The organism is Candidatus Poribacteria bacterium (assembly GCA_026706025.1).
Taxonomy (GTDB): Bacteria; Poribacteria; WGA-4E; order WGA-4E; family WGA-3G; genus WGA-3G.
Genome location: JAPOZO010000030.1, coordinates 21,644 through 47,273 on the forward strand (window position 1 = coordinate 21,644; position 25,630 = coordinate 47,273).

Consider the following 25,630-nt stretch of genomic DNA (forward strand, 5'->3'; position numbering starts at 1 on the left):
AAATGATGGATGATACAACTGAACCTATCCAATCAATTTCAAGGCGTTGTATAGGAAGGAATAACTAGCTTAATGAAAATAGCAAATGCCCCATGTTCATGGGGCGTGCTTGAGTTTGAATTAGACGGCGAAGCACCCGACTATACACAGGTGTTAGACGAAATGCAAGCCATCGGTTACATCGGCACCGAATTAGGCGATTGGGGCTTTATGCCGACGAACGCAGGGCAGCTCCGCGACGAACTTGCGAAGCGACAATTAACACTGTTGGGTGCATTTGTAAGTGTCGCACTCGCAGATGCGGAAACGCACACAGCGGGGGAAGCAACAGCATTGCGTCACGCCCGCTTGTTAGCGGATGTCGGCGGAAAAACGCCGTTCATCGTGCTTTCAGACGACAACGCTACGACAGAACTCCGCACCCACTATGCCGGCCGCGTCCGACCTGAACACGGATTAACACCAGCACAGTGGGATACGTTTGTACAGGGTGTGCACGGTATCGCGCAGTCGGTGAAAGACGAAACTGGACTTCGCACCGTTTTTCATCCGCACTGCGCCGGATACATAGAGACAGCAGCAGAGATTGACACACTCATGGAACGCACGGATCGGAACCTTGTCGGGTTGTGTTTCGATACCGGGCATTACCGATTCGGTGGCGGTGATCCGCTTGAAGCATTTGCTCGGCACGCGGACCGGATCTGGCACGTCCATTTCAAGGATTGCCATCCAGACATCGCTGCCTGTTCTCGGAAAAATGAGTGGGATTACTTTATCTCTGTCGGCAACGGTGTTTTTTGTGAACTCGGCAAAGGAGATGTCGATTTTCCGGCGTTCCTTGCTGAATTGCGAAATCGAGATTACGACGGTTGGATCGTTGTAGAGCAGGATGTCCTGCCAGGCATGGGGAGTCCTTACGAGAGCGCAGCGCGGAATCTGCGGTATCTGAATTCGATTCTATGACAATAAACGTACAGCATCGGAGTTAGGAGACTTTTGATGAACAGTTCTTCAAAAATTCGTGTGGGTGTTATTGGGGTAGGGCGCATCGGCAAGCTTCACATTGAACACCTCGCCCAGAATATACCAGAAGCCGAACTCGTCGCGATTTGCAGCTTGAACCGTCCCATTGCTGAATCCGTTGCTGAACAGTATAATGTCCCGATGGTGACAACCGATTATAACACGCTCTTGTCAGACGCTCGAATTGATGCCGTGCTTGTCACCTCCTCAACGCATACACATGTCGAAATCAGCCAAGCCGCCGCGAAGGCAGGGAAACACATCTTTTGCGAGAAACCGATCGCGTTTGACTTGGAACAGATTGACGAAACCTTGGCGATTGTAGAAAAGGCTGGCGTGAAGTTTCAGGTCGGTTTCAATCGTAGATTTGATGCGAGTTTTAAGAGAATCCGTGAAGCTGTCGCCTCTGGCGAGATTGGTGAACCACACATCATGCGTATTACGAGCCGAGACCCAGCACCACCGCCCATTGAATACGTCAAGGTCTCCGGCGGCATTTTTCTTGACATGACGATCCACGATTTCGATATGGCACGCTATCTGATTAGGGACGAGGTTGTTGAAGTCTACGCAACAGGCGGGGTACGTGTTGATCCGAAAATCGGCGAGGCAGGCGACATTGATACGACGGTTATCACCTTACAATTCCAGAATGGGGTTATCGGGACAATTGATAACAGCAGAGAAGCTGTCTACGGCTACGACCAGCGGGTTGAGGTTTTCGGTTCAAAGGGGATGGTTACGGCGGCGAATCCACCGACGGATACTGTTACCTTCAGCGGCAGTGAGGGGAGCCGTGCCGCATCGCCTCCATATTTCTTTCTCGAACGTTACAAACCGGCATTTCTCTCGGAATTACAAGCCTTCTTTACATCCATTCGGGATGATACACTGCCACCCGTTACAGGGACGGATGGTCGCGCACCTGTTGTGATTGGTATCGCAGCCTTGAAATCGCTGCGCGAAAATCGTCCTGTCCTCTTGTCAGAAATTTAGTCGTTCTTTACTCCCCCTCACCACCGACTTCACCGACTTCGATTTCAATCTCATCGCGCTTCCTGATACGCTCCACGAGACCGTCGCGGATGTCCACAATCCGATCAGATACATCGAGCATCTTCAGGTCGTGTGTTGCTGAAATTACAGTAACGCCTTGTTCTGTATTCAAACGTTTAATGAGATCAATAATCTCGCGTCCCGTAATGGTATCAAGGTTCGCTGTCGGTTCATCGGCGAGGACGATGCTTGGATCGTTCGCGAGTGCTCTGGCAATAGCGACACGTTGACGCTGACCGCCTGAGAGTTCATCGGGTAGGTGATACATTCTGTCCCCTAAGCCGACCATATCCAGTAACTTTTCCGCTTTTTCATTGCGTTCTCTCTCAGAAATCCCTGCGAAAATCATAGGCAGCGTTACGTTACCGTGCGCGCTCCGCACGTGCAGCAAGTTGTAACTCTGAAAAATGTAACCCACGCGGTGGCACCGAAACGCTGCAATCTGTCTTTGGGAAAGTTGGGACATATTTTGCCCATCGATGTAGACCTGACCCTCTGTGGGTCGGTCGAGCGCGCCAATCATGTTAAAAAGCGTGGATTTACCGGAACCGGAGGGACCCATGAGCGAGATATACTCTCCACGTTCAATCTCAATATTGATGCCGTCCAAAGCACGAAGAATATTTGAACCCATACGATATTCTTTGACAACATCTTCAGTTTTCACAACGATATCATTCATAAATTCCTCCGTGCCTATACCTCGGTACGCATCGCTTCAGCGGGTGGGAGTTTCGCAGCACGCCACGCTGGGAACGATGAACCAATCACTGCCAAAATCATACCGAGTATGCACCCAAGCAAAATGACGACGATCACGCCGAGCTGCATCGGTCCGTTTTCAGGCTGTGCCGGTAATAACGGGAAATAAAAAAATAAGTCTAACCCATAGTCTTTAAGTCCTAAAAGCACTGCACCTAATGTTCCGATGAGCGCACCGATAAGTGCCCCAGAAAACCCTTGGAACCCTGATTCAAGTAGGAACAGTCTAACCACGAATCCATCTAACGCACCGAGACATTTCATTGTGCCAATCTCGCGAAAACGTTCTGTTACTGCCATCAACATTGAGTTGGCGATACCTACCACACAGACAATCAATGACATAACAATGAGCCATATATCTTTTGTGGAAATGCCTTGTTCCGTTGTCTCTTCAAAAGTGTTGATTGTTGATTGTCGTCCGCTCTCCTGTAGCGCGACTCCGATTTCGTTATTTGTCCATACCGAAACCAGAAACGCAATACCCAATGTAATACCGGCTGTCGTGATTATTGAACGACCAAAACGGATTTTCAAACTCTGAAAACTAATCCGTAGCGATTCTACGAAAGGCAGATCAATCTGTTCTTCGATGGGTGTTCTTTGCTGCAAATCTCTATCTCCTTATTTTTTCTGTCTATAAAAGTATTGTATCAAATTTACAATTTCAAGTCAAGTTTTTCATGCATACATGATAGCCTCACCCAGTTCTCCCTTAATTTTCTTCTTCCACAAATAGGTGTTTACTGTAGGAGCGACCTCCGGATCGCGACTCCCACTGACCACTGATGGCTGACTGCTCAGGGCTATTTAGTTTTCCGTTTTTTATTCCGATTTTGGACCCCCAGGCCCGGTAGGTGCGTGTTTCTAACCGCACTGGATCTTTAAAAGGAGATATGAAATAGGAGATATGAAATCGGATAATTTCTTAAAACTAAATGATCCTGGTTGACTGCCTCTATGGCATTGACTTTTCAATTTTGGGCTGTTATACTGAATGCGAGGTAGGACAAACCGATGCTCCGAAAATCTTTTTCTATTCTACTGCTATTATTGTGCTACGGGATTCCGATTTCAGCACACGATGCTTTCTATCCACACCATCGTGAGGATTTTGAGAACATGGCGCGCCGTCGCGAATTACGAATGACTGTTCTGCTCAGCACGGCAGCTTTTCTCTCTGTTCTTGGGGCGGTCGTCTACATTGCCTTGCGAAAAAGCACAGATGATAGTGATGTGGAAGAAGTTGATGCAAAAACGGTTCAGGAACATTTGGAACACGCCACGAATAGTGCCGTGGGTGCTGCACGACAGTCTCTTGACACGAAAGGGGACATCGCAGATGCTGCCATAGCGTGCTTCACAACCTACGCTGAGGCATTTGGTGTGACATGGCGACCACCGTCTTATGGACAGCGTCGTCCTGAATCGGTGCCGTATCAGATACGATGCAAGATTGGAGCAGATGTCGTCACTCTCAGCATTGACAGTGAAGTCGTTCAATTGAAGGCGGAACACACGCCGTCTAAAATAGGTTTGAGTTCGCAAGGCGCAGCGAAAAGTGTAAGCGCGACTGTTGCCCTGAGAAGATTGAGCGAGGGAGAGGGATAGGGTGTTGAACTTATGCCGTGAGTCGGTTGATGAGTGAAGCACTGTAACCTGCGCCGAAACCGTTATCGATGTTTACAACGGTGACACCGGAGGCACAACTATTGAGCATGCCTAACAACGCAGCGAGTCCTCCGAAACTTGCGCCGTAACCGATACTCGTAGGTACAGCAATGACGGGACAGTTCACTAACCCACCGACAACGCTCGGCAGCGCGCCTTCCATCCCGGCAACAACGATGATAACGCGGGCTGTTAAAAGTTTCTCGTGATTGCTGATGAGGCGGTGTAACCCTGCCACGCCGACATCATAAAGGCGTTCCGGTAGGTTTCCCATCATCAGTGCTGTTTCAGCCGCTTCCTCTGCAACAGGTAGGTCGGACGTACCAGCGGAAACAACGAGAATCCCCGGCGCGCCTTCATCTTCAGACTGCCTGACGGTAATCGTACGTCCGAGGTCGTTATAGCGTGCTGCGGACTGGATTGTTTTCACCGCTTCATACATGTCGGGGGTGGCGCGAGTTGCGAGAAGGGGGTGCCCGGCGGAGAGGATACGTTCACTAATCTGTTTGACCTGTTCAACTGTCTTCCCTTGACAAAAGATGACTTCCGGGAACCCGGTGCGAAGTTGACGATGGTGATCAATTTTTGAGAACCCTAAGTCTTCAAACGGAAGTGTGCGAAGAGATTGCAGCGCGTCATCCACTGCAATCTCTCCACCTTTAACCTCTTCAAGCAGGGTTCTTAACTTTTCAATGTCCATTCATTTAACGATACGTACGTCCGCTGCGCATTACATTCGTAAGGGCGGGACGGATCCCACCACAATTAAAGTTAGTATTCTAAGAAGGGATGCTTAGGCTTTCTCAGAAGTCTCTTCCTCGGTTCCGTCATTGCCGCCAACGCCCGGGATGGATTCAGCAATTTTAGCGCGAACATCTGCAGAAACTTTACGACCGGTGTCCACAGCAGTTTTTACCTGTTCTCCTGCTTCATGGAGACGTTCTTTTCCGGTGTCTACGATGCCGTGAACGCTCTCTTTACCCTGTTCCACGAGGGTATGAGCACCTTCTCGTGCACTACTGGCAGCTTGTTGCGCTAATTCAACCGTCCGGTTTTTCGCGTCTACTGAGGTGTCGCGAATTTTCTGTCGAGTCTCCTTACCCGAACTGGGGGCATAGAGCAGACTGATGACAGCTCCTGCCATAAAGCCTGTGAAAAAAGCGAAAACCATTGTTAGCCCGTTGTTCTGTCCATTATTGCTCATTTTTTTATCCTTTCTACTCGGTTAAATCTATTTTCATGTCGCTTACAAGCCAAAACTTATGAATTACAGAAATGGTGCTACTTGCAAGCCAAACTTAGTGTTAAAGTTTACGAAAATCAGCGTTAAAAGTTTCAATTCTCACATTTATATCTTACTGTAATTTAAAAGTGCGGTTCTATCATGATTGAACGTTTTAATGCTTCATAAAGATGACATTCAAATTTTGCCTGATTCACTTACTCGTTAGACGCTTCGGATACCCTTGTCTCTTCTTCTAAGTTCTGTGACTGTCCGGTGGCGAAACTATCCCAACCCGCTTTAATGCCTTGCCACAAACTTACAACATCAGCCAGTGAGACCGCTATCTGGTTACGGAAAAACGTCGCTTGTTCAATCGTCTGACCAGAAAAACCACTCACTTTCTGAACCAATTCTTCGAGTTGTTGGATGCTTTGATTCAAGGCACTACTCATTTCTTGGATATTATGCACAGTCGGTTGAATTTCCGACTCGCTGATCCCTTGTAAGGACGCTGTCAATCCGTTTAGGTTTTGTAGCAGCTGGGGTAGCTCCTCGTTTACCTCTTTCACAGTCTTATCCACATCAGTGATCAATTCACCGATTTCTTGGTTGACCATGTTTTCTATGGAGTTCAACGTGTTTCGGATGCTATTCAGCGAATTGCGGAGACTACCGACTGCCGCGCAGAGATACCCCGCAAGTGCTGTGAGCGCAAGTAACGAAACACCGAGGCTAAATTTCCAGAAAATTGAACCAATAAGGTTCCAATCCATAATTCCTCCTTTACACATTCGCTTTAGAGACTGTTTTGTGGTGAATAACTCTTCAAGCGCGTTTACACTAAAAAGCCACAACCTACAGACTTAAGTTTGAAGTTGTTTTTTCACGATTTCACCCGCTGCATCAATTGCCGCGTTCACTTTGTCTGGGTTTTTACCGCCACCTTGCGCGAGTTCAGGGCGACCACCACCGCGACCGTCTGCTAACTGTGTTAATTCAGAGATAATTTTGCCTGCCTGCAAACCACGATTTTTCACCAAATCTGAGGTTACACCGACCACAAAAGCGACCTCATTTCCAGTCACAGCAGCAAGTGCGACAACACCGGATTCTAAGCGGGTTTTGAGTTCATCAACGAGCCGACGCAACCCGTCTCTATCTGTGTCCGCAACACACGAAGCGACAACCCGAACATCTTCTACAAGTGTCGCGCTTTTCACTAAGGCATCAACATTCCCAAGTGCGTGTTGGCTTTTAAGTTGTTGAAGTTCCTGTTCCAATTCCCGTTGTTCTTGCAATAGCCGTTCAATCCGTTCAAGCAAATCCGTTTTCGGTGCTTTCAACAGGCCCGCTGCGTCGGAAAGCAGCGCAGTCTCCTCTTGAATATTATCCACTGCTGCGCTTCCCGTCAGTGCCTCAACGCGTCGGACACCTGCGGCGATACTGCTCTCACTCATAAGTTTCACGAAACCGAGTTCGCCAGTTGCACCGACATGCGTGCCACCACAGAGTTCAACGCTATAGTCTCCAGCTTGCACGACGCGAACAATATCTCCATACTTATCCCCGAAGAAGGCTAATGCCCCTTTCGCTTTCGCGTCATCCAGTGGCATTTCATTAATAGAGAGTGCATCATTCTCGCGGATTTTAGCGTTCACATATTCCTCGATGTCGCGCAGCTGCTCCGCTGAAACAGATTCGTAGTGTGAAAAGTCAAATCGGAGTCTACCGGCTTCAACGAGTGAACCTGCCTGCCCGACATGTGTTCCGAGTATTTGCCGTAATCCGCTGTGTAAGAGATGGGTTGCGGTGTGGCTCACTGCAACGGCACTTCGGTGTTCGGTATCAATTTTTGCCTGCACAGCGGTATAAGGTATAATTTCACCGGAAAGCACCTTACATTTATGGACAACCAGATCAGCAGAAGGTCTAAGTGTGTCTTGCACAGCCAATTTCGCGTTTTGGCTCTCAATTGTACCGACATCGCCCACTTGTCCACCAGACTCGCCATAGAAAGGCGTGCGATTCAACAGCACGAACACCTCGTTGCCCGCTTGCGCACTACCTATCGATTCCGCGTCGGCAATTAAAGCGACAACCTCTGCATCAATGTGGTCTTGCGTGTAACCAACAAATTCCGTTTCACCATGCTCTTTAAGGACTTCTGCATAGATAGAAATCTCTTCGTCTTTAGTACCGCCTCTCGCCTCCCATACTGCCCGTCCACGCGCCCGTTGCTCTTCCATGCTATCGGCAAAGCCGGCATCGTCTACAGTAAACCCACGTTCACGGGCGAGCATCTGGGTCAAATCGAGTGGGAAACCGAACGTATCGTGCAACTCAAAGGCACGCTTGCCATCAAGTTCGGTGTTGTTTTCCGTTGTGAGTGTATCAAACGATTGATCAAGGAGTTCTAAGCCGCGTTCAATTGTCTGATGAAAGCGGTTTTCTTCACCCTGAATCGTTCGGGTAATAAATTCACGCCGTGGTAGAACATCAGGAAATACATCGCCGAGCAGTTCGACAACGTTATCAACGAGTCGGTAGATAAAGGCTTCGTCCATCTCTAATTTTTTGCCGTAAAGCACGGCACGTCGTAAAATTCGACGGATGACGTAACCGCGTCCCTCGTTAGAGGGCATCACACCGTCCCCGATTGCGAACGTCAGACACCGGATATGATCCGCGATAACTCGATGGGGTAAGCCACGTTCATCATCAAAATAGGCGGTGTCTGTCATATCAGCAATAGTTGACAAGAGCGGTGTAAAGAGGTCCGTCTTGTAGTTTGAATCGACACCTTGCAATATGGAGGTAATCCGCTCAAAGCCCATGCCTGTATCTACATGTGTCGCAGGCAGCCGTTCAAGCGCACCGCTTTCGTTGCGATTGTATTGAATAAACACCAGATTCCAGATTTCTCGGAACCGATCGCTGATGTTCGGACCGGTGTTCGGGTCATTCGCGGTTTCAGGATAGGCTTCAACACCCATATCAACAAAAAGTTCGCTGCAGGGGCCGCAAGGGCCCGTCTCTCCCATTTCCCAAAAATTGTCCTTATCGCAGCGACGGATACGCGAGAGCGGGATGTCTGTCTCTTGGAGCCAAAGTTTCTCTGCTTCGTCATCTTCAAGATAAACTGTTGCCCAGAGGAGTTCCTTTGGAATCTGCCAGAGTTCGGTTACCAGTTCCCATGCAAAGGCGATCGCTTCCTGTTTGTAATAATCGCCAAATGACCAGTTTCCTAACATCTCAAAGAAGGTATGATGGCTTGGCGAATAACCGACCTCTTCAAGATCATTATGTTTACCACTGACGCGTAAACATTTTTGCGTATCCACAGCACGCGTGTACTCCCGCTGCCCGATACCGAGAAACACATCTTTGAATTGGTTCATACCGGCGTTGGTAAACAACAGCGTCGGATCATCTGCTGGTATCAAGGATGCACTCGGAACGATCGCGTGTCCGTGTTTGCGGAAGTATTCTAAGAAACTATCTCTGATTTCATCTGATGTCATGTGTGAATTTTCTCCTATCACGCCTATTCTCATTATAATCTATATCTTATAGATAAATCAAGATAAAACAGATACAAAAATCGATTGTGTAGCTTGTGTATGATGTGCTAAAAGGTTAAAAGATCTCCTCAAGTACCTGCCGAACAATGTCAGAACCGAACCCGCGCCGCGCCAAGAATCCGTGGAGTCGTCGCTTCGCGACATGGGTCGGCAGTCTTTTATACTGCTTCGCTCGTTTTTGGGCGATTTCAAGTGCGACTTTTGTCTCGTCTTCAACCTCTACTGTTGCTATGACCTGTTCCGCTATTTCTTTGTCTATACCTTTGTCAACCAATTCGTGCTTGAGCAGCGTTTTCCCTCGCGGATTTGATTTTTGTCTGCGGGCTATCCAATTCTCTGCGTACTTCCGGTCGCGAATATGCCCTGAACGAATCAATTCCGTAATAGATGTTTCAATCGCGGTTGCCGAAAAACCTTCCCGTTCGAGGTGCCGTTTCATTTCACTTTTGGTATATATTTTCGGCTTAAGTGTGGGGCGCGGGGTTTCTTGTTCATCCGCTGTGGTATTATCTTTCGCTTCACGGAGCAACCTTAGCGCATGGTTCTTCGCGCGCATCACTTCATCCGCTGCAATTATCTTTTCGATGGCTTCGGGGTCAATCTCTAAACCGATACGCAGCCCAAATTTTTCAATTAGGGCTGCATGAATCACAAGAAACGGAGCACCGTTGAGAAAGAGTTGTTGATGTGAAGGCAATTCAGGTGATGCCTGAATATCAGTAATTTTTTGTTTCATAATGGCTCTCGGCTTTCGGAGACTATCAGCCGTCAGCGGTCAGAAATCTGAGTCAACGCCGAATGCATATATGGCGTTCAGCAGGTAGACTGTGGCAGTTAACATTTCTGCCGCTGCCACAGGTTCCTCTTTGCCGAAAGCCGACTGTTGACGGCTATTCGTCTATTCACCGCCGTTGCTGCCGGCCCAGAGGGCACCGCGCTCCAACAGCGTCCCAAACATCTCATGCTGACATGCTGAGGCATCGTGACCGAGTGCAAGGTAGAAAACTTTACCTTCACCCCAATTCTTTGTCCATGCCACGGGGGCTGCGGCACCTTTCCACAAGGCTGATGCCAGTATATGATTCCGAGGATCATAATCGAGGATGTACTGCTCGTCCGTCACGACGAATTCGTCGAGCCCTTCCGTAATTTCGTGTTCACTATCAACAATGCTAACCTGATAGTCGCGGTAACGTGGATGTGTAACGAAATAGCCACCTACCATTGAACGGTATTCTGGGCAGCCGCGAAACGAGTCTGCCGCCGAATGTATACCGACGTATCCCTTACCCGAAGCAATATGATTGAGCAAACCGTTCTTCTGTGCGTCCGAAATCTCGCCTATTGTGTAATAGAAAACGATGAGATCATACGGATCCAAGTTCGGTGAAACAAGCGCGTCAAGGTCTTCCTCGACTCTCGTGATCTCAAATTCATCTCGCTGTGAAAGCACATTCACGATTGCGTCGCTACAACCTTTCCAATCGTGAATTGCGCCACCCGCAAAAACAAGTGTGTTGATTTTTCCCATGAGTTAGCCTCCTTGCTAAATGATATGCTATTATAGCACACCTGCAAAAATGCAGGCAAACTTTTTTTGGCATTAACAGCATCACTCAGTTCCACCATAGTTCCGATTCCTTGTAGGAGCGATTCCACTAACTGCCGACTGCTGACGGCTGACTGCCTCTCTAATTTGCACCATAAGAGGTCTTGTGATATAATGAAAGGAATGTTAGAAACACCCACTGCCTCGGTATCTCTAAAGGAATTAAAATGGAACGAAGAAGCGTTTTATCTCGATCCCTTATCGTAGTTGCTGTACTCATCGGCATATTTGTTCTACTTTCATTGCGCCGGTGGAACATCGATCACCCGCGACTGACACCGCGTACAGTTGAAATCCCAAGCGCAATTCGTCAGAAATTCTCAGAGCCACCACACAAACCTGAGCTGCTCGCAACGTCAGAGCACGGTAGTTCTATTGACGCTGTCGCATTTTCACCTATGGATGCGTCACTTGTTGCCAGTTCATCTGTGGTGGGTCGTGCAGCACGGACAGTAAAGTTGTGGAATTTAAACGGGACGAGCGAACCTGTGGAAGTACTCGGTGGTAATACTTTCGCTTTTTCTCCGGATGGCGGATCCCTTGCTATTGCAAGTGGCGTGAGGGCGAGTCGGTTGTGGCATATAGATACGAAGAAATCTATCAGTAACTTTGGTTCAGGTGCTTATGAAATCGCCTTTTCGCCAGATGGACGATGGATTGCAAATGATAGTATCGGGGTGAAGTTGTGGGACGCTCGCACGCCGAGAGCGGTAACAGCAGGTGTTGTTTTGTCGCGTGGGGGCTCTGTGGAGAAACTTGCCTTTTCACCCGATGGCAAGTTATTGGCCATCGCGAAACGAATCAGTGGCGACGTGACTATTTGGGATATTGAGAGTCAACAGGTTATCAAAACACTAAAGCAAGATGCAAGGTGGACGCGGGCTCTCAAGTTTTCGCCGAACATGGAGAATCTATTGCTTGCCGTGGCAGACAATAACGGAAACATTGAACTATACACCTTGCCGGACTGGCATCTCCACGCCACAATCACAACAGCACCTGTCAAGGATCTTGCCTTTACACCGGATGCAAAGATACTTGTCAGTGGTGGTATTGGAGATGTAGAGTTTTGGAATTTGGAGAGTGGTGAGCGTATCGCCTTTATAGAAGGCCCCACCCGTTGTTGGGCTAATGCTGTTGACTTCTCAGCAGATGGAACCGCACTCGCAAGTGGTTGGAGTGATGGCGTCTTGCGCGTCTGGAATACTTCGCAGTATCTGAACCTACAGGAATCAGTTTCCCAAGATGTCGTACGGTTAATCTATTTTCTGCCGAGTGACCGCGCCGCTCAGCCGGATATCACCGAGAAGTTGGACAAGTTGATAAAAGAGGTGCAGCAGTTTTACGCCGACCAGATGGCGCACCACGGATTCGGAAAAAAAACCTTTACTTTTGAGAAAAATGAGGACGGGCGCGCGAAGGTGTATCTTGTGGAAGGTCAGTACACTGATAAATACTACCTTAAGGGAACCTCTGGAAAAATCAGAAAAGAAATTAATGAGAAATTTGATGCGTCAAAAGATGTCCATCTTATTGCTGTGGATATCAGTAGTGAAAGAATTAACCTTCAGCGTGAAGGCGTAATCGCCGTAGGTGGTCTCACACCCGTTGGACTCGACTATAAAAAAGGCTTATGGAGCGCACGAGCAGGCGGTGCTATTGTGCCAGCGTCCGGCGATGATGGGTTCAATTGGGAAACGATTGCCCATGAACTCGGACACGCCTTTGGGTTAAAACACGATTTTCGGGATGCCAGCTACCTGATGTCCTACGGTCAAGCCCAAAAGCGGTTGTCCGAAGGCAATGCTGAATGGTTGGATAAAAGCCGCTACTTTAATCCCGGTCGACTGTTTTTTAATCAACCCGCCGCAATTGAGATAGTCCCTTTCTCGGTCAATTCTTCTAAGTTGAAAAACCTCCGATTTCATCTCAAAGATGTTGATGGTCTCCATCAAGCAATGTTGCTAATCCCTCCGACTGCGGATACGCCACCGCCAGGGTACCAGTGGGACAAAAACCCAGAAGACAATAAGAGAAGTTGGAAAAGGCAGCAGAGAGGAAAATCCTTTGTGCTACATGACTACCGGTCTCTGGATGCCCAGAAAGAGGTTACTGTTGAATTTAACCTACCAGAACCGAGAGAGAACCGTCTTGAACTTCGGATTATTGATGTACACGGCAATATCACCTATCGGAGGTTTGATCTCAAAGAGATAAGCAGAAAAAAATAACGAGCCTAATATGCAATTCAAAAAACCGTTACTGCTGTTCATCGCGTCTGTTTTTGTTCTCGGTATCTTGGGATTTTCCATCTGGTATCGGTGGAACACCGATCAGAAATTAGCGCAACAACGAATTCCAGAACTGACACCGAGTGCCGAGTTTAATCACAGATCCCCTCAGATTGGAGATGTTGCAATTTCACCTGTCAACTCAGATCTGATCGCGAGTGTGGGTCCTATAACTTCAGACACCTTTACAAGCAACGGTGAGGGTAGCGTCCTAAAAGCGTGGGATCCACGTGACAATAAGGGTAGCAGCATAAAAGTATGGAATCGCAATAACACAAAAACTCCAGTCCTAACGCTGATCGACCACCGCGGCAAAGACGATCGGGGTTTCAACATGATTGACTATATCGCGTTTTCGGCGATGGGTGAACGGCTTATCAGTAGAAATGCTTCCACACTTGTGTTTTGGGATGCAGCTTCAGGTGCTAAAATTGATGTTTTTGATATCCCCTATGGCACAGCGGCTTTTTCACCCAACGGACACCTCCTCGCGACTGCCTCTAACGACATCAAACTCTGGGATATCCGCAACCTCAAAGAGATAAAACCGATAGTCGTATTACCACCAAAGATGGGCGGACAGCCGCTGTCACATGAAGAGGCACGGTCAGCCCGTCATCACAATGAGACAATCTACGAGAGATATGATTTGGTTGACTTTTCATCAGATGGAAAGTGGATCGCCGCTGGTGGAAGCATGAACAAGTTTAATAACATAGGGCAAGGTGTGGTGAAAATCTGGGATCTACAACACAGGCAACTTGTCAAAATTTTTCCAAGAGAACTGCCGAAAGGTGTCGAAATTAAACCCAAAACGGATTACACCGATATCCAATCCATTAAATTCTCTCCGGACAACCGTTTTTTTGCGAGTGTAGGTTCGTACGGATACACGATATGGACACTTCCAGGGTGGTATATCCACTGCAATGTCCGCGCGCAAACCGCTGGCGAACCGATATTTTTTTTACTTGATGATGGGACACAAATCGGCACCGGTGTCGGTGAACCAGTTCAGTTCTTCAAAGATCTGGCATTTTCACCTGATGGTAAGATGTACGCAGTTGCAGAGAGTAGGACAGTAACCCTCTACTCAACTGAAAGTGGTACCCCTATCGCCTTACTGAACGGTGGCAGATTTTTAGACGTAGTGAAATTCTCACAGGACGGTAGCACACTTGTCAGTGGAGGCATTGATGGCATTGTCCGGCTTTGGGGTGTAGGAGGGCTAAATGAAAAGTAAAAGATTGTTCCTGTTGTTCGTGATTTTGGCTATAGTTGTTGGCGGCGTAGTATTTTTTAAGGTGCGTCCACAGTATCAAGCTTTGGGCCCGCAGGAGTTCGCGAAACTTCCCGAAAAGCCTGCGCTCCTTGCTAAGTTTAACCACGGGCCCAGTCCTATTAACTCTGTGGTATTTTCACCAGTCGATGCTTCTCTTGTCGCAAGTGCAGGTATTCATGGAATCATAAAGTTGTGGAACATAAATAACACAGACCTTCCATTGAGGATCCTCAATCACCCCGCAAATTATACATTCATTGCTTTTTCTCCAAATGGAGAATTGCTGGCGAGTGCAGGCAATGGTGAGGAACTCATTTTGTGGGATGTCGCCTCAGGAAACAAAGTTAACACTATTAAGGGCAATTTTGGATCTTTTGCCTTTTCGCCAGATGGAGATCAATTGGCGACATCCTATAAGTATGGAAAGGAAGTGAAACTCTGGAATATTCGGAATCCAAAGAAAATCATTGAGGTGGCTACCCTACCCTTCGATGAAGCAAAAAGAGTCAATAGTTATACATGTACAGTAGACATTTCACCAGATGGAAAATTGATTGTTATTGGATACGCGAACGGAACGGTGAACGTTTGGAATCTACAGACGAAACAACATGTAAAAACATTGAAAACGACTTTTGCAGAGATGGAGATTCTCAAGTTTTCACCAAACAACAGATTCTTGGTATGTAGCGGCCCTGAGGGTTACATGCGTGACGGTATCCGCTATAAAGGGAACACCGCTATGCGCTACATTATGTGGTCATTACCTGAGTGGCAACGCCACAACGAGGTGCAAAATGGATATATTGAAAATTTTACCATTTCGCCTGATGGGAAAATGTGTGCCCGGGCAAATACATATCTTGGGTTTCTTTCTCGTAGAGGAGTAGAAATCTGGTCAACTGCAAGTGGAGCAACGATTACCTCACTACCGACCAAGGCGCGGGATGTTGCCTTCTCACCCGATGGAAAAATGCTCGCGACTGCTGGTGAAGAGGGTATTCTCCGGTTGTGGGAATTTACACCGCAGCAATTAACATATACCACTGCGCCTGCTGATGTTATACGGATAGTTTACCTCCTGCCAAAGGATAAAGAACCACGGATAGGTATCTCGAAGAAACTGGACAAATCAATAAGAAAGGTTCAAGACTTCTATGCCAAAGAGATGGAACGCCACGGATTCGGTAGAAAAACTTTTGGGTTTGAAACGGATGAAAATGGCAGGGTAAAGATTTATTTTCTTAAAGAGGGACAAATTATACATTATGATATGTCAAACGGTATCTGGCTCGCAGTAGCAGAGGACCTCTCAGGATCTATTGCTTGGGGACCGAAAATAATCGATGCCGGTCATAACCAGACATTTGCATACCCAAAAAATAATGTGGACCGTGTTAAAGACAATATCTGGATGGACGGAATTGAAGGTGCCTTTCATGGTAAACTTATATTTTATGCCGCTAAAGTTTTCAATTGGAAAACTATCGCGTATACACTTAGGGAGGCATTCGGTTTGTCCTATGATGATTTTGTATATGAGCCAGACGCTTTGAAACGTTTCTTGTCCCGTGTAAACAGTATGATGCCTTGGGAAATAGACAGGGAAAAATTGTCCAAATGTGAAGCCGAGTGGTTGGATAAGAGTCGTTTCTTTAACCCAAACCAACCCTTCTTTAATAGATGCCCCGAAATTGAAATGAGTGTGTCCGAACCGGATGTAAAAAATTCGCGACGTTTTCAATTTGAGATTGCAGATGAAGATGGGATATATCAAGCACAACTGTTTGTATCAAGACAAGTTCAGAATCGATATATGACATGGCAAAGGGAGTTTCATGAAGGATGTCATCTGTTAAACGGTAAAAAGAGGGCTATGGTTGAATTTAGGATAACTGATGCCGCTGTCAAAGATGTTGAACTTCGGATGATTGATATATTTGGTAACATTGCGTCAAGAAAATTCCAAATTAAGGACGAGACATCGGAATCACCAGAAAACCTTTAGCTTCAAAAATCATATCATAAACAGATTGTATAACGAGCACCGAGGATTTCATAAAATAAAATACTATTATGAGATAATCGCTAACATCTGCTATTTCATTATTTCTAATGCTAAAAGGAAAATGAATTGCGTTCCAAAAAACTTTTACCTTTCTATGTGTTAATCACGCTTCTTGTCTCTGGTCTCATCGGTCTCTATATCTTTTGGAAAATCGACCCATCGAACCAAAAATTTGCGCAACCACCAGAAAAACTCACGCCGATTGCCGAGTTCAACCACGAAGCTCGGATTTACGATGTCGCTTTTTCGCCTGTGGATGCCTCGCTTGTCGCGGGTGCCGACGATAATAACACAATAAAGTTGTGGCACTTCGCCAACACTGTAGCACCTCAAGCAATTCTCAGGGGGCACATTGGTCCGGTTAAATCAATTGCTTTCTCACCTGATGGGAAATTGCTCGCGAGTGCGGGTTTCTTTTATAGTCGGGTTATATTATGGGATGTGCTTTCGGCAACGAAAATCAATTCCCTTGAGACTCCCGCCATAGCAGTCGCTATTTCGTCGGATGGGTACTATTTGGCGACTGCCGGTAGGCACTTGAAACTCTGGGACATTCGTAATCCAAAGGAGATAGCGGAGGTTGAGACGTTCCCACACGATAAATCGGTGCTACTTTGGACGGTTAACTTCTCACCCGATGGGAAGTGGCTCGCGTGCGGAGATGAAAATGGCAGACTCAAAGTTTGGGATATACAGCATAAGAAACTTGTCCGATCCGTGAAAGCAAATTCCGATGAAATCCGATCTGTTCGATTTTCTGCTGACGGTCGCTTTCTCGCGAGTACTGGATTATATAGCCATACGCTATGGCGTTTACCAGAGTGGCAACTTCACGGCAAGATAATTGGCGAAGGGATAGGCGTAGATGTCGATTTTTCTCCTGATGGCAAAATGTACTCGACCCCTAATCTCAGAGGAGTGATCCTCCGTTCCGCTACGAGTGGTGCGCGAATTGTTTCGCTTGAAAGTACTACAGGCGCAATCAGATCTATTGATTTTTCACCAAATGGGAATATGCTTGCCAGTGGTGGTAAAGATGAGACGCTTCGTTTGTGGAATGTTTCAGCACAGCAATTAACAAGGATTGACACCACCCAACACGATGTCGTTCGACTGATCTACTTTCTTTCCAAGGAGCGTCCACCGCAGCGCAGCATCATTGTCAAATTGGATAGACTGATAAGACAAGCCCAACGTTTTTACGCCATTCAGATGAAAAGCCATGGGTTTGAGAGAAAAACCTTTACTTTTGAGACTGATGCCCATCGTAAAGCAAAGGTATATCTCCTCAAAGCACAACGTCCTGACGATTATTATCACGAAGATACTATTAAAAAGATCAGAACAGAGGTCACCAAACATTTTGATCGCTCAAAAAACATCCTGCTCATTGCTGTAGATATTAAAAGTGGTATATTTTTTGGCAAAGATAGCACAACATCTGGGGTAGGTGGTGTTACACCCTTTACATACGACAATGAACTGAACAGATCACTCCATGGTGGGAGTGCTTTCGTTTCTGCTTCCCATAACGATTTAGAGTGGGATACGATTGCCCATGAACTCGGGCACGCTTTTGGTTTACAACACGATTTTCGTGGACGTAATCGCAGCATTATGTCTTACGCAAGTGGAAGGTATGAATTGTCGAAATGTGCTGCTGAATGGTTGGATAAAAACCGATTCTTTAATCCGAATCAACCCTTTTTTGATAAACGCGCCACAATAGAGATGCTCTCACTCTCCAATGCTTCTGATGCCCCCACCCTCCAATTTGAGGTTACTGATGAAGATGGGCTTCATCAAGTCCAACTGATTGTGCCAACAACCCGGCGCGACCCCGTCACGAAACAAGGTTTCAAGCTGCACAGTTGTCAATCGCTAAATGGAGCGGAAAAGGCTACAGTTACATTTGAATTGCCAAAAACTTCTGTCAAGGAAATTGAACTCTGGATGATGGACCTGCACGGAAACATTGTATGGAGAGAATTTGACCTCAGCAAGGATTCAGCACAACTGTCTGAAGAGCCTTAGTTTCATCAGAAAGGAAATCATAATGCCGAAAAAAATCGCTATCTTCCCCGCCAGTTTCGACCCTGTCACCAACGGACACGCTGACCTCATTGACCGTATTTGCAACCTTGATGTCTTTGACCAACTCATCGTTGCTATTGGTGTAAATCCAGAAAAACCAGCGCGTTTTACGCTTGAGGAGCGCACTGAGATGCTTAAAACCGTCATTGAACCGTATCCGCAAGCCACAATTGATGGTTATACCGGGTTGACGGTACATTATGCACAAACACGTGGCGCGTGTGCTATCATCCGAGGACTCCGCGAAATCTCCGATTTTGAATGGGAATTCAAGATGGCACGGATGAATCAGCAGATCGCACCAGACATTGATACCGTCTTTATGATGGCAAATACACAATATGCGCACATTAGTTCAACGCTCGTGATGGAGGTCGTCCAGATGGCACAGCAAAAGTTAAGCGAGAAGAAGTTACAAGAGATGGTGCCAGCAATTGTGGTCGAATTTATCAAGAAGAAATTTGATGTATTATAAAGGGTTATCACGCATCAGAGGCCGATTATTAGTTAAGAGATGATTAGCGACAATCATACCAAACTTGGAGGGCACCACGGAGGGGTAAATTGTTACAGAGTCCTCTTAACTGAAAACTGATAACCGATAACTGAAAACTATTAAAACCGATTGTCCAAACTCACACTCACATTAAAGCCGGGCGCGTTTACGCCGGAACCGTGCGGACGATACCGCTGGTTGAGCAGGTTTTCAAGTGCTAATGTCAAACGTGTGGATTCAAAGAGTTTGACCCCGCCACGAATATTGAGCGTCCACCATCCCGGTGTACCGGCATCTATAGCATTGCCATTAGCGTCAAATTCAACTTCCGCCGGATCGCGTGTCTTTCCTTGTATCCGCGGGTCGCGGATGTCGCTCCGGTTTAGTCGCCGCTGTTCCGCTGCACCCCGTACATAGAACGTTCCCCAAAACTGGGTGTTCAACGGTTCCCACTGGATACCGACAATACCGTTCAACGGCGGTTCTCTTCGAGTACGTGCTTCCCACGGTTTCTCCGGATCGGGTGCTTTGCCACCAATCTTGAGGACTTCGCCACGTAGGAGTGCTGCATTACCAAAAACCGACCAAGCGGGGAGAATTGGGATGCGTCCGGCGACTTCAACCCCCTGATATTGTGCCTCATCAACGTTATCAAACACGAGGACATCAATACCATCGTATTCCTTGATTAGGTCTTGGTGGAGTTGCGGTAGCGTTTTCCCTTGATACGCTTCTTGAACAGATTTGCGCGCAACTAAACCACTAACTCGACTGTAGAACAGTGTTAAGGCACCACGGAAGTAGGAATGTTGTGCCTTGAGACCACCTTCAACTGTCCATGAAGTCTCAGGTCTCAGGTCCGGACTCGGTGCCGTGACACCCTCATTGGTGACTTCCACCGCCGTTGTATCGTTCAACGAAGGCGCACGGAAGGCTGTGCCAAAATTGCCGACGACATTCAAGTACTCCGTCAAACCGACGACCACCCCGGCACTTCCTGTTAAACTGCTGTCGAATACATTGAACTCGTCAAAAGCCGGATCTCGGACGGAGAGGTCTGCATTGGTTTGATAAAACGTCGCGCGTCCACCCAGTATGAGTTCTACCCGCTCATGAACCTGAATTTCATCTTGAAGATACAGGCTTGCATCCCAAAACTGAGATCCGCTAATAAAGCGTCCCTTTTCTTCGTCAATATCTTCTTTGCCCGCATCAGTTTTGACGGTACGGCTCTGTATCGTATCAAGGTAGAATTCAGCACCACCGACCAAACGTTGACGCGGAAGGATCGAACTGACCGTTTGCGTACTCAAACCGAGGGTGTTAACAGTATCGTATCGCTGCCGTCGAGCTGTTGCACCGCGTACCACCTCGTTTCGTCCCTCTTTTTGACGATGATAAGAGGCTGTCACTCGGAACGTGTCAATGTTCGCTTCTACTGGATTAACTATATAGTTGGCATAAGCGAGGTCACGATCTTGCGGTTCAAAAAAGAACTCGGCAAACTCCTGCGGTGCGATCTTATCATACCGCGGTGTTTGCGGCTGCCGCCACATCTGGTAAGCAATGTTGATAGTGCTTGTGTCGTTAAGTTGATACCCAAATTTTGCATCGGTGTTAAAGGCACTCCAACCTAACGGACCTTCAGTGTCAATAAGCCATCTGTCAGGAATATTATCCTTTGGTAGTTCACGCACCTCATCATAATCATAGAGCTTCACCCCACTCGGCATATCGTCCACTATTTCATACTTCCGATTCTTGTAGTGGAGGTCATATCCACTTCCGGGATTTACGTCACCGTAGTCTCGCACGCCGCCACCAACGATGAATCCGAATCGACCTCGGTTCCCTGTTACCTCTAACCGACCGAGTTTTTCCTGTGTGGCAGTTGAGTAGCGAGCAAGCAGTCGTGGATGTATAGCCAAAGTTTCTTGCGATGGATTGATCGGTACTGCTTTTGTAAAGAAACTAACAACACCTCCCATTGCACCACTACCATATAGCATAGAACTTGAACCGAGTAATACTTCAGCGCGTTCTAACATTTCTGGTGCGATGGTTGCTGTGTATTGGTTTGGTCCTGAGCGAAATGTCGAATTATTGAGACGGACCCAATCAACCTGTATCAACGTCTGGTAACCGGTTAAGCTTCGGAGCATCGGTGAACCTTGTCCGACTGTCGTCTCCTGAGCGATTACGCCGACAGAATCACGAAGTAGGTTCGGCGCGTGTTCTACGTTGGACCGTTCCAATTGTTTTAAATCCAGAACTGTAATGGCGTTAGGGGTTTTGAAAGGCTCTTTCTCAGCACGTATGGCTGTTACCGTCACCTCCGGCACCTCCACAACTTTCTCCTCGTCCACAATTTTTTTGTCGGCTTTTTTATCAGCATGTTTTCTCGCGACCGTAGATGGCATCCAAATTGTGAATAGCATTAAGTTTAGAATAATAAAAAAATAAAGCGATTTTTGCATAGTAGTTTTCTCCTACGGAATTTACTTTTCTGTGTCCTCGGCATCCTATGCCATCTACAACCAACCTCTATCAATGTTATAATATGCAAATTGCATGCCACCCAAAATTTTGCTTGAAATTGGTGAATTTCAACCCATTTTCGTCATAATTTGTGCTATGGTGTTCATTTTTTGAACAATTTTTATCAGATGCGGTCCGGCATATCCGCATCTCGCGTCAAAAATTAACGCTTGCGTTTTGCCATAGTTTGTGATAGGTTACACATTATATAACTCCGTAAACCCAAAAGAGGTTCAACAAATGGCACATTTCAGGTTGGCTTTCGTTTTAATGGCATTCGCGATCCTGTATACGGGGATCGCTGTGCCGGAAGATCAAGATACGTCAAAGGGCGGTACAATCATAGGGGATATTCAAGACACAACACTTCGTGAAAATTACCTGGGCGGGGTTCGGGTTGTATGTGTAAACGCAGACGGTGCAGAGTTTGAAACGCACTCTGATAAAGACGGACATTTTGAACGTGCAGGTTTACCCGCAGGTCAGTACGTTGTCAACATCTATAAGCCCGGATACGAAGACCGTGTAGGAAAACCTGTTTCAGTTATTGATGATGGACGGCATTATGTCCCACTAACGATGAACATATCCAAGAACCCCAACGGTAACAGCAACGGGGGCGGTGTCCTTCGGTTCTGGGCTTACAATCGCACTAAATCCGGAGGGCCAATGGAGGGGCTTGAGATTATAATTACCGGAACTGTTGGCGTTGATTCACCAGTAGTGACTGGTATTTCCGGCGCACACGGACTATTTCAAAGTGACAAATTGTCTCCGGGAACCTACATCGTAACGCTCATCAAAAATGATTATTCTCTTGTTTGCCCAATGACTGTTCAGGCGGGCAGAATTACCGATGCCCGTATATTCCTCCCAATTCCCGATAAAAACACGGATGCCAATGTTCCACAAGCACAGGAATCGGAGTGGGCAGATGCAAAAAATGTTATCCACGGCAGGATTTTTGAAATGGTGCCTTCTTATACTTTGTTGAGTAATGTTAAGGTTGTGATTGAGGACGCAAACCGGATTGTGTTTAGTGACACATCCAATGCCGATGGTGAATACGAGTGTCGGGGTTTGTCAGCAGGTCGCTATCTCATTAGCCTCCATAAAGACGGATATATTGAGAAAGAAGGGATGCCCCTAATTGTTACGAACAATGGAAACCATGCTCTGGGGGTTACTGAAGAAGGTATGTTTGTCAGTTATGCCGTGGTTGCCGACGGAAGCACCTTTAAACTCACACATGGAATGCGGAAAAAATAGAATTGCTAAATGGACGCGCTTTCAAAGCGTCCTTACCGATGATAGGTTGACTGGGGGATTTAAAAAAGAAAAAAGATGGGGCATTTTAGGGGACCCTCATAAGTGTCAATTTTAGAAACAACAACCGTCTCAGACCCAGGTCCGGTAGGTTCGGTTTTGCGGCGTACGCGAAGAAACACTTTCTTCGCATTGGATTTTAGCGTTTGCAATACGCAGAAATACCCAAACAAAAACACCCCAAATGCGATCTGCATTCCTAACCGAACCGGATACGACGCGGAAACCTTGAAGACTTCAAAACCCTCTTCAGTCCCGTAGGGAGGTTATGTTTATAGAAGGACGTTTGAAAGAAGTATTCAACCCTGTAAGGGTGGCATGTTTATATTATGTATGCTAAAGTGCTGCAAAAAATCGCTAAATTGACACCTATGGTACATTTTAGGGGGACCCTCATTTTAGTTGTGTGTATAGCTCTGTATATCGCTGGAGCCACCGCGCAGGAATCAGACACACTGGATGAAAAAGGCATTGTCCGTGGATATATTATAGATACAACTCCCGCGCAGCTGCCTATTGCTGGTGTGCGTGTTCAGATTGACAACGGAGAAGGGCATATTTTTGAAACAACGACTGCCGAAACAGGTGTATTCGTATACACAGATATACCCGCGGATGATTATCTGATTAATATCCACAAGTCTGGATACCAGAGTCGAATGGGAAAGCCTTTGGTGGTCACAAGCGGTGGTGTTCATTCTGTTCCACTTACAATGAACAAACAAGAGGATATATTTACCAAATTCCGGAATTTGTTCAGATCTGAAGAACAGCAAGGCGGCACGCTTCAATTACAAGTTACAACACCATCTCCGCAATCTGTTCCGATTGAAAATGCTAAAGTTACAATTTCGCAAATTCGTGGCAAAGGCAGCTTCCCAACAAATAATATCCGAATCACAGACGCGAGCGGAGAGTATCGGCACGACAATTTACCATCAGGGCACTACTTCGTTACCGTTCGTAAGGACAGTTATCATACTACTTTTCCAATACCTGTCGAAGAAAATCGGATGGTGACTGCTGCTGTAGAATTTCCTATCTCTAATGGGACCGCGGACATCAACGTTTTACCTCCACACGAGACAGAAACAAAATGGGTGATTCGTGGTAAGATTTTTGAGATCGACTTCCAACAAACGCCAGTAAGCGATGTCGAAGTCCGGATTAGGGGTAGCAACTTGAAACACCCTAAAGTTGCTTATTCCAATGCGGATGGCGAATATGAGTTTGGCTTGCTTCCAGAGCACTACAGCATTTTCCTTGATAAAGATGGGTATGAGGAGGACGCAAGTGTCCGTACTGAAGTAGCTGTTAAGATTAGGCAAAGCAGTGTCACTGTGATTAAAGAAGGCATGTTCGTTGTTTACGAGACAGTTGCGAAAGGGAATGTACTTGCGCTTAAACACGGCATATCGAGAAAAAGTTTTTTCAAGAAATATGGAAAAACGATTGAGGGCGCGCTTTTCGGAGCAATCATCAGTGGTATATTAAGCTTTTTTATTTCAAGGTATTTAAACAAACGTCAACCAAAACACAGTTGGGAGTAAATATGGCAAAAGAGAAATTAAACTTTGCGTTCATAGGATGCGGTGGCAATGCACGTGGACACGGACGCAGCGTCTCAAGCGTCGAAGACGTGGAGATTGTTGCGCTTGCAGATCCGAGCGCGGGTTCACTCAATGCGTTCAAAGAGACTGTCGGTTTAGACGATTCGGTACCGACCTACGCCGACCATGTTGAGATGTTAGCCGCTGCCAAACCCGACGCTGTCGTCATTAGTTCGCCGCACGGTCTACATTTCCAACATATCATGGATGCCCTTGATGCCGGATGCCATGTTCATACCGAGAAGCCGATGGTTTGCACGGTGGATCATGCTAAGCAGGTGATGGCGAAGGTGGAAGAAACCGGCTTGCACCTGATGATCGGCTACCAACGCCATCTAAGTCCTACCTACCAATACTGCCGCAAAGTTGTCCAGAGTGGTGAACTTGGACCTGTCAACTTCGTCTCCGCACATCAATCGCAGAATTGGTATCGCAATCAGCAGGGAAAATGGCGACAAGACCCATTCCTCGGTGGTGGCGGTCAACTGAACGACTCTGGCAGCCATCTTATTGACATCTTGCTCTGGGTGCTGGAAGCGAGTCCGGATACCGTCTTCGCGATGATAGATAACTTAGACATTGAAGTGGATGTCCTCACGGCAATGTCAATCAAGTTTGATACGGGTGCCTTGTGCAATATCAGCATTGTCGGACATGCCTACGGTGGCGTGCAAGAAGCATTTTCTATCTGGTTAGAGGAAGGCGCGCTTCACCTTCGCGAAGGCAAACTCCTTCGTCAGGAACAGTCAGGATCGCCAGAACCTGTTGACGCATCTGAACTGCCGGCATCAGGGAACAAGGATGTTGCCTTCATCGAGCTGATTCGCGGTGAACGGACGGAGAACCCGATCGGTGTCGAAAACGGGTTACGTGTCATCCAATTAACTGAAGCCGCTTGGCAGTCTGCCGAACTCGGTAAACCCGTCAAGGTGGATCTGAGTTAAGCTAATGTTTGATGTCCAAAACCTGTGCAAGTCTTTTGGAAAAAAGCCGTT

Annotated in this window: 20 protein-coding genes; 11 read left to right on the top strand and 9 right to left on the bottom strand. The window is 46.9% G+C overall.

Annotation, left to right across the window (positions count from 1 at the left end):
- The first annotated feature begins 72 nt into the window (after positions 1-72).
- Together OXH00_06415 and iolG are read left to right on the top strand one after the other, a co-directional pair.
- A complete protein-coding gene (locus tag OXH00_06415; protein MCY3740633.1) occupies positions 73-966 on the top strand; it encodes a TIM barrel protein in 894 nt (297 codons plus the stop codon).
- A gap of 36 nt (positions 967-1,002) precedes the next feature.
- Positions 1,003-2,022 carry an inositol 2-dehydrogenase gene (iolG, locus tag OXH00_06420; GenBank protein MCY3740634.1) on the top strand — a complete coding sequence of 340 codons (1,020 nt, stop codon included), beginning with the start codon at positions 1,003-1,005 and terminating at the stop codon, positions 2,020-2,022.
- A 7-nt stretch (positions 2,023-2,029) separates the two neighbouring features.
- Here iolG and OXH00_06425 read toward each other — a convergent pair whose 3' ends face one another.
- Together OXH00_06425 and OXH00_06430 are read right to left on the bottom strand one after the other, a co-directional pair.
- Complete coding sequence (locus OXH00_06425) at positions 2,030-2,764, bottom strand: ABC transporter ATP-binding protein (GenBank protein MCY3740635.1); 735 nt, start codon at positions 2,762-2,764, stop codon at positions 2,030-2,032.
- A gap of 14 nt (positions 2,765-2,778) precedes the next feature.
- Positions 2,779-3,456 carry an FtsX-like permease family protein gene (locus OXH00_06430; GenBank protein ID MCY3740636.1) on the bottom strand — a complete coding sequence of 226 codons (678 nt, stop codon included), beginning with the start codon at positions 3,454-3,456 and terminating at the stop codon, positions 2,779-2,781.
- A gap of 405 nt (positions 3,457-3,861) precedes the next feature.
- On the opposite strand from OXH00_06430, the gene OXH00_06435 reads away from it, so the two are divergent.
- Positions 3,862-4,455: a hypothetical protein gene (locus OXH00_06435; protein MCY3740637.1), complete on the top strand. Its 594-nt coding sequence runs from the start codon at positions 3,862-3,864 to the stop codon at positions 4,453-4,455.
- 10 nt (positions 4,456-4,465) lie between these two features.
- Here the strand turns inward: OXH00_06435 and larB are convergent, their stop codons facing one another.
- The 6 genes from larB to OXH00_06465 form a co-directional block, all read right to left on the bottom strand.
- Positions 4,466-5,215 (bottom strand): nickel pincer cofactor biosynthesis protein LarB, encoded by a 750-nt coding sequence (larB, locus tag OXH00_06440; protein MCY3740638.1) that lies wholly within the window; start codon positions 5,213-5,215, stop codon positions 4,466-4,468.
- A 93-nt stretch (positions 5,216-5,308) separates the two neighbouring features.
- Complete coding sequence (locus OXH00_06445; protein ID MCY3740639.1) at positions 5,309-5,719, bottom strand: YtxH domain-containing protein; 411 nt, start codon at positions 5,717-5,719, stop codon at positions 5,309-5,311.
- Between the two features lie 236 nt (positions 5,720-5,955).
- Positions 5,956-6,513, bottom strand: a complete 558-nt coding sequence (locus tag OXH00_06450) for a hypothetical protein (protein MCY3740640.1) — start codon at positions 6,511-6,513, stop codon at positions 5,956-5,958.
- Between the two features lie 90 nt (positions 6,514-6,603).
- Positions 6,604-9,261 carry an alanine--tRNA ligase gene (gene alaS, locus OXH00_06455; GenBank protein ID MCY3740641.1) on the bottom strand — a complete coding sequence of 886 codons (2,658 nt, stop codon included), beginning with the start codon at positions 9,259-9,261 and terminating at the stop codon, positions 6,604-6,606.
- Positions 9,262-9,376: 115 nt separating this feature from the next.
- The gene (locus OXH00_06460) at positions 9,377-10,057 is read right to left on the bottom strand and encodes a RecX family transcriptional regulator (GenBank protein ID MCY3740642.1); all 681 of its coding nucleotides are present in this window, start codon (positions 10,055-10,057) and stop codon (positions 9,377-9,379) included.
- A 162-nt stretch (positions 10,058-10,219) separates the two neighbouring features.
- Positions 10,220-10,852: a ThuA domain-containing protein gene (locus OXH00_06465; GenBank protein MCY3740643.1), complete on the bottom strand. Its 633-nt coding sequence runs from the start codon at positions 10,850-10,852 to the stop codon at positions 10,220-10,222.
- A gap of 245 nt (positions 10,853-11,097) precedes the next feature.
- On the opposite strand from OXH00_06465, the gene OXH00_06470 reads away from it, so the two are divergent.
- From OXH00_06470 to coaD, 5 genes are all read left to right on the top strand, one after another.
- Positions 11,098-13,161, top strand: coding sequence for a hypothetical protein (locus tag OXH00_06470; protein MCY3740644.1), 2,064 nt, complete (start codon positions 11,098-11,100; stop codon positions 13,159-13,161).
- A 10-nt stretch (positions 13,162-13,171) separates the two neighbouring features.
- Entirely contained in the window at positions 13,172-14,464 is a 1,293-nt protein-coding gene (locus OXH00_06475) for a hypothetical protein (protein ID MCY3740645.1), read from the top strand.
- Positions 14,454-16,511, top strand: a complete 2,058-nt coding sequence (locus OXH00_06480; protein MCY3740646.1) for a hypothetical protein — start codon at positions 14,454-14,456, stop codon at positions 16,509-16,511. Before OXH00_06475 ends, OXH00_06480 begins: the two co-directional genes overlap by 11 nt.
- Positions 16,512-16,637: 126 nt before the next feature.
- Positions 16,638-18,605 (top strand): M12 family metallo-peptidase, encoded by a 1,968-nt coding sequence (locus tag OXH00_06485; GenBank protein MCY3740647.1) that lies wholly within the window; start codon positions 16,638-16,640, stop codon positions 18,603-18,605.
- A gap of 22 nt (positions 18,606-18,627) precedes the next feature.
- On the top strand, positions 18,628-19,140 hold the full coding sequence (gene coaD, locus OXH00_06490; protein ID MCY3740648.1) for a pantetheine-phosphate adenylyltransferase: 513 nt from the start codon (positions 18,628-18,630) through the stop codon (positions 19,138-19,140).
- A gap of 140 nt (positions 19,141-19,280) precedes the next feature.
- Here the strand turns inward: coaD and OXH00_06495 are convergent, their stop codons facing one another.
- Positions 19,281-21,638: a TonB-dependent receptor gene (locus OXH00_06495; protein ID MCY3740649.1), complete on the bottom strand. Its 2,358-nt coding sequence runs from the start codon at positions 21,636-21,638 to the stop codon at positions 19,281-19,283.
- Between the two features lie 301 nt (positions 21,639-21,939).
- Between OXH00_06495 and OXH00_06500 the strand changes: the two genes are divergently transcribed.
- The 3 genes from OXH00_06500 to OXH00_06510 all read left to right on the top strand — a co-directional run bounded on the left by OXH00_06500 (position 21,940) and on the right by OXH00_06510 (position 25,579).
- Positions 21,940-22,968 carry a carboxypeptidase-like regulatory domain-containing protein gene (locus OXH00_06500; GenBank protein MCY3740650.1) on the top strand — a complete coding sequence of 343 codons (1,029 nt, stop codon included), beginning with the start codon at positions 21,940-21,942 and terminating at the stop codon, positions 22,966-22,968.
- 386 nt (positions 22,969-23,354) lie between these two features.
- Positions 23,355-24,575: a carboxypeptidase-like regulatory domain-containing protein gene (locus OXH00_06505; GenBank protein MCY3740651.1), complete on the top strand. Its 1,221-nt coding sequence runs from the start codon at positions 23,355-23,357 to the stop codon at positions 24,573-24,575.
- A 2-nt stretch (positions 24,576-24,577) separates the two neighbouring features.
- Positions 24,578-25,579, top strand: a complete 1,002-nt coding sequence (locus OXH00_06510) for a Gfo/Idh/MocA family oxidoreductase (protein ID MCY3740652.1) — start codon at positions 24,578-24,580, stop codon at positions 25,577-25,579.
- The last annotated feature ends 51 nt before the right edge of the window (positions 25,580-25,630 follow it).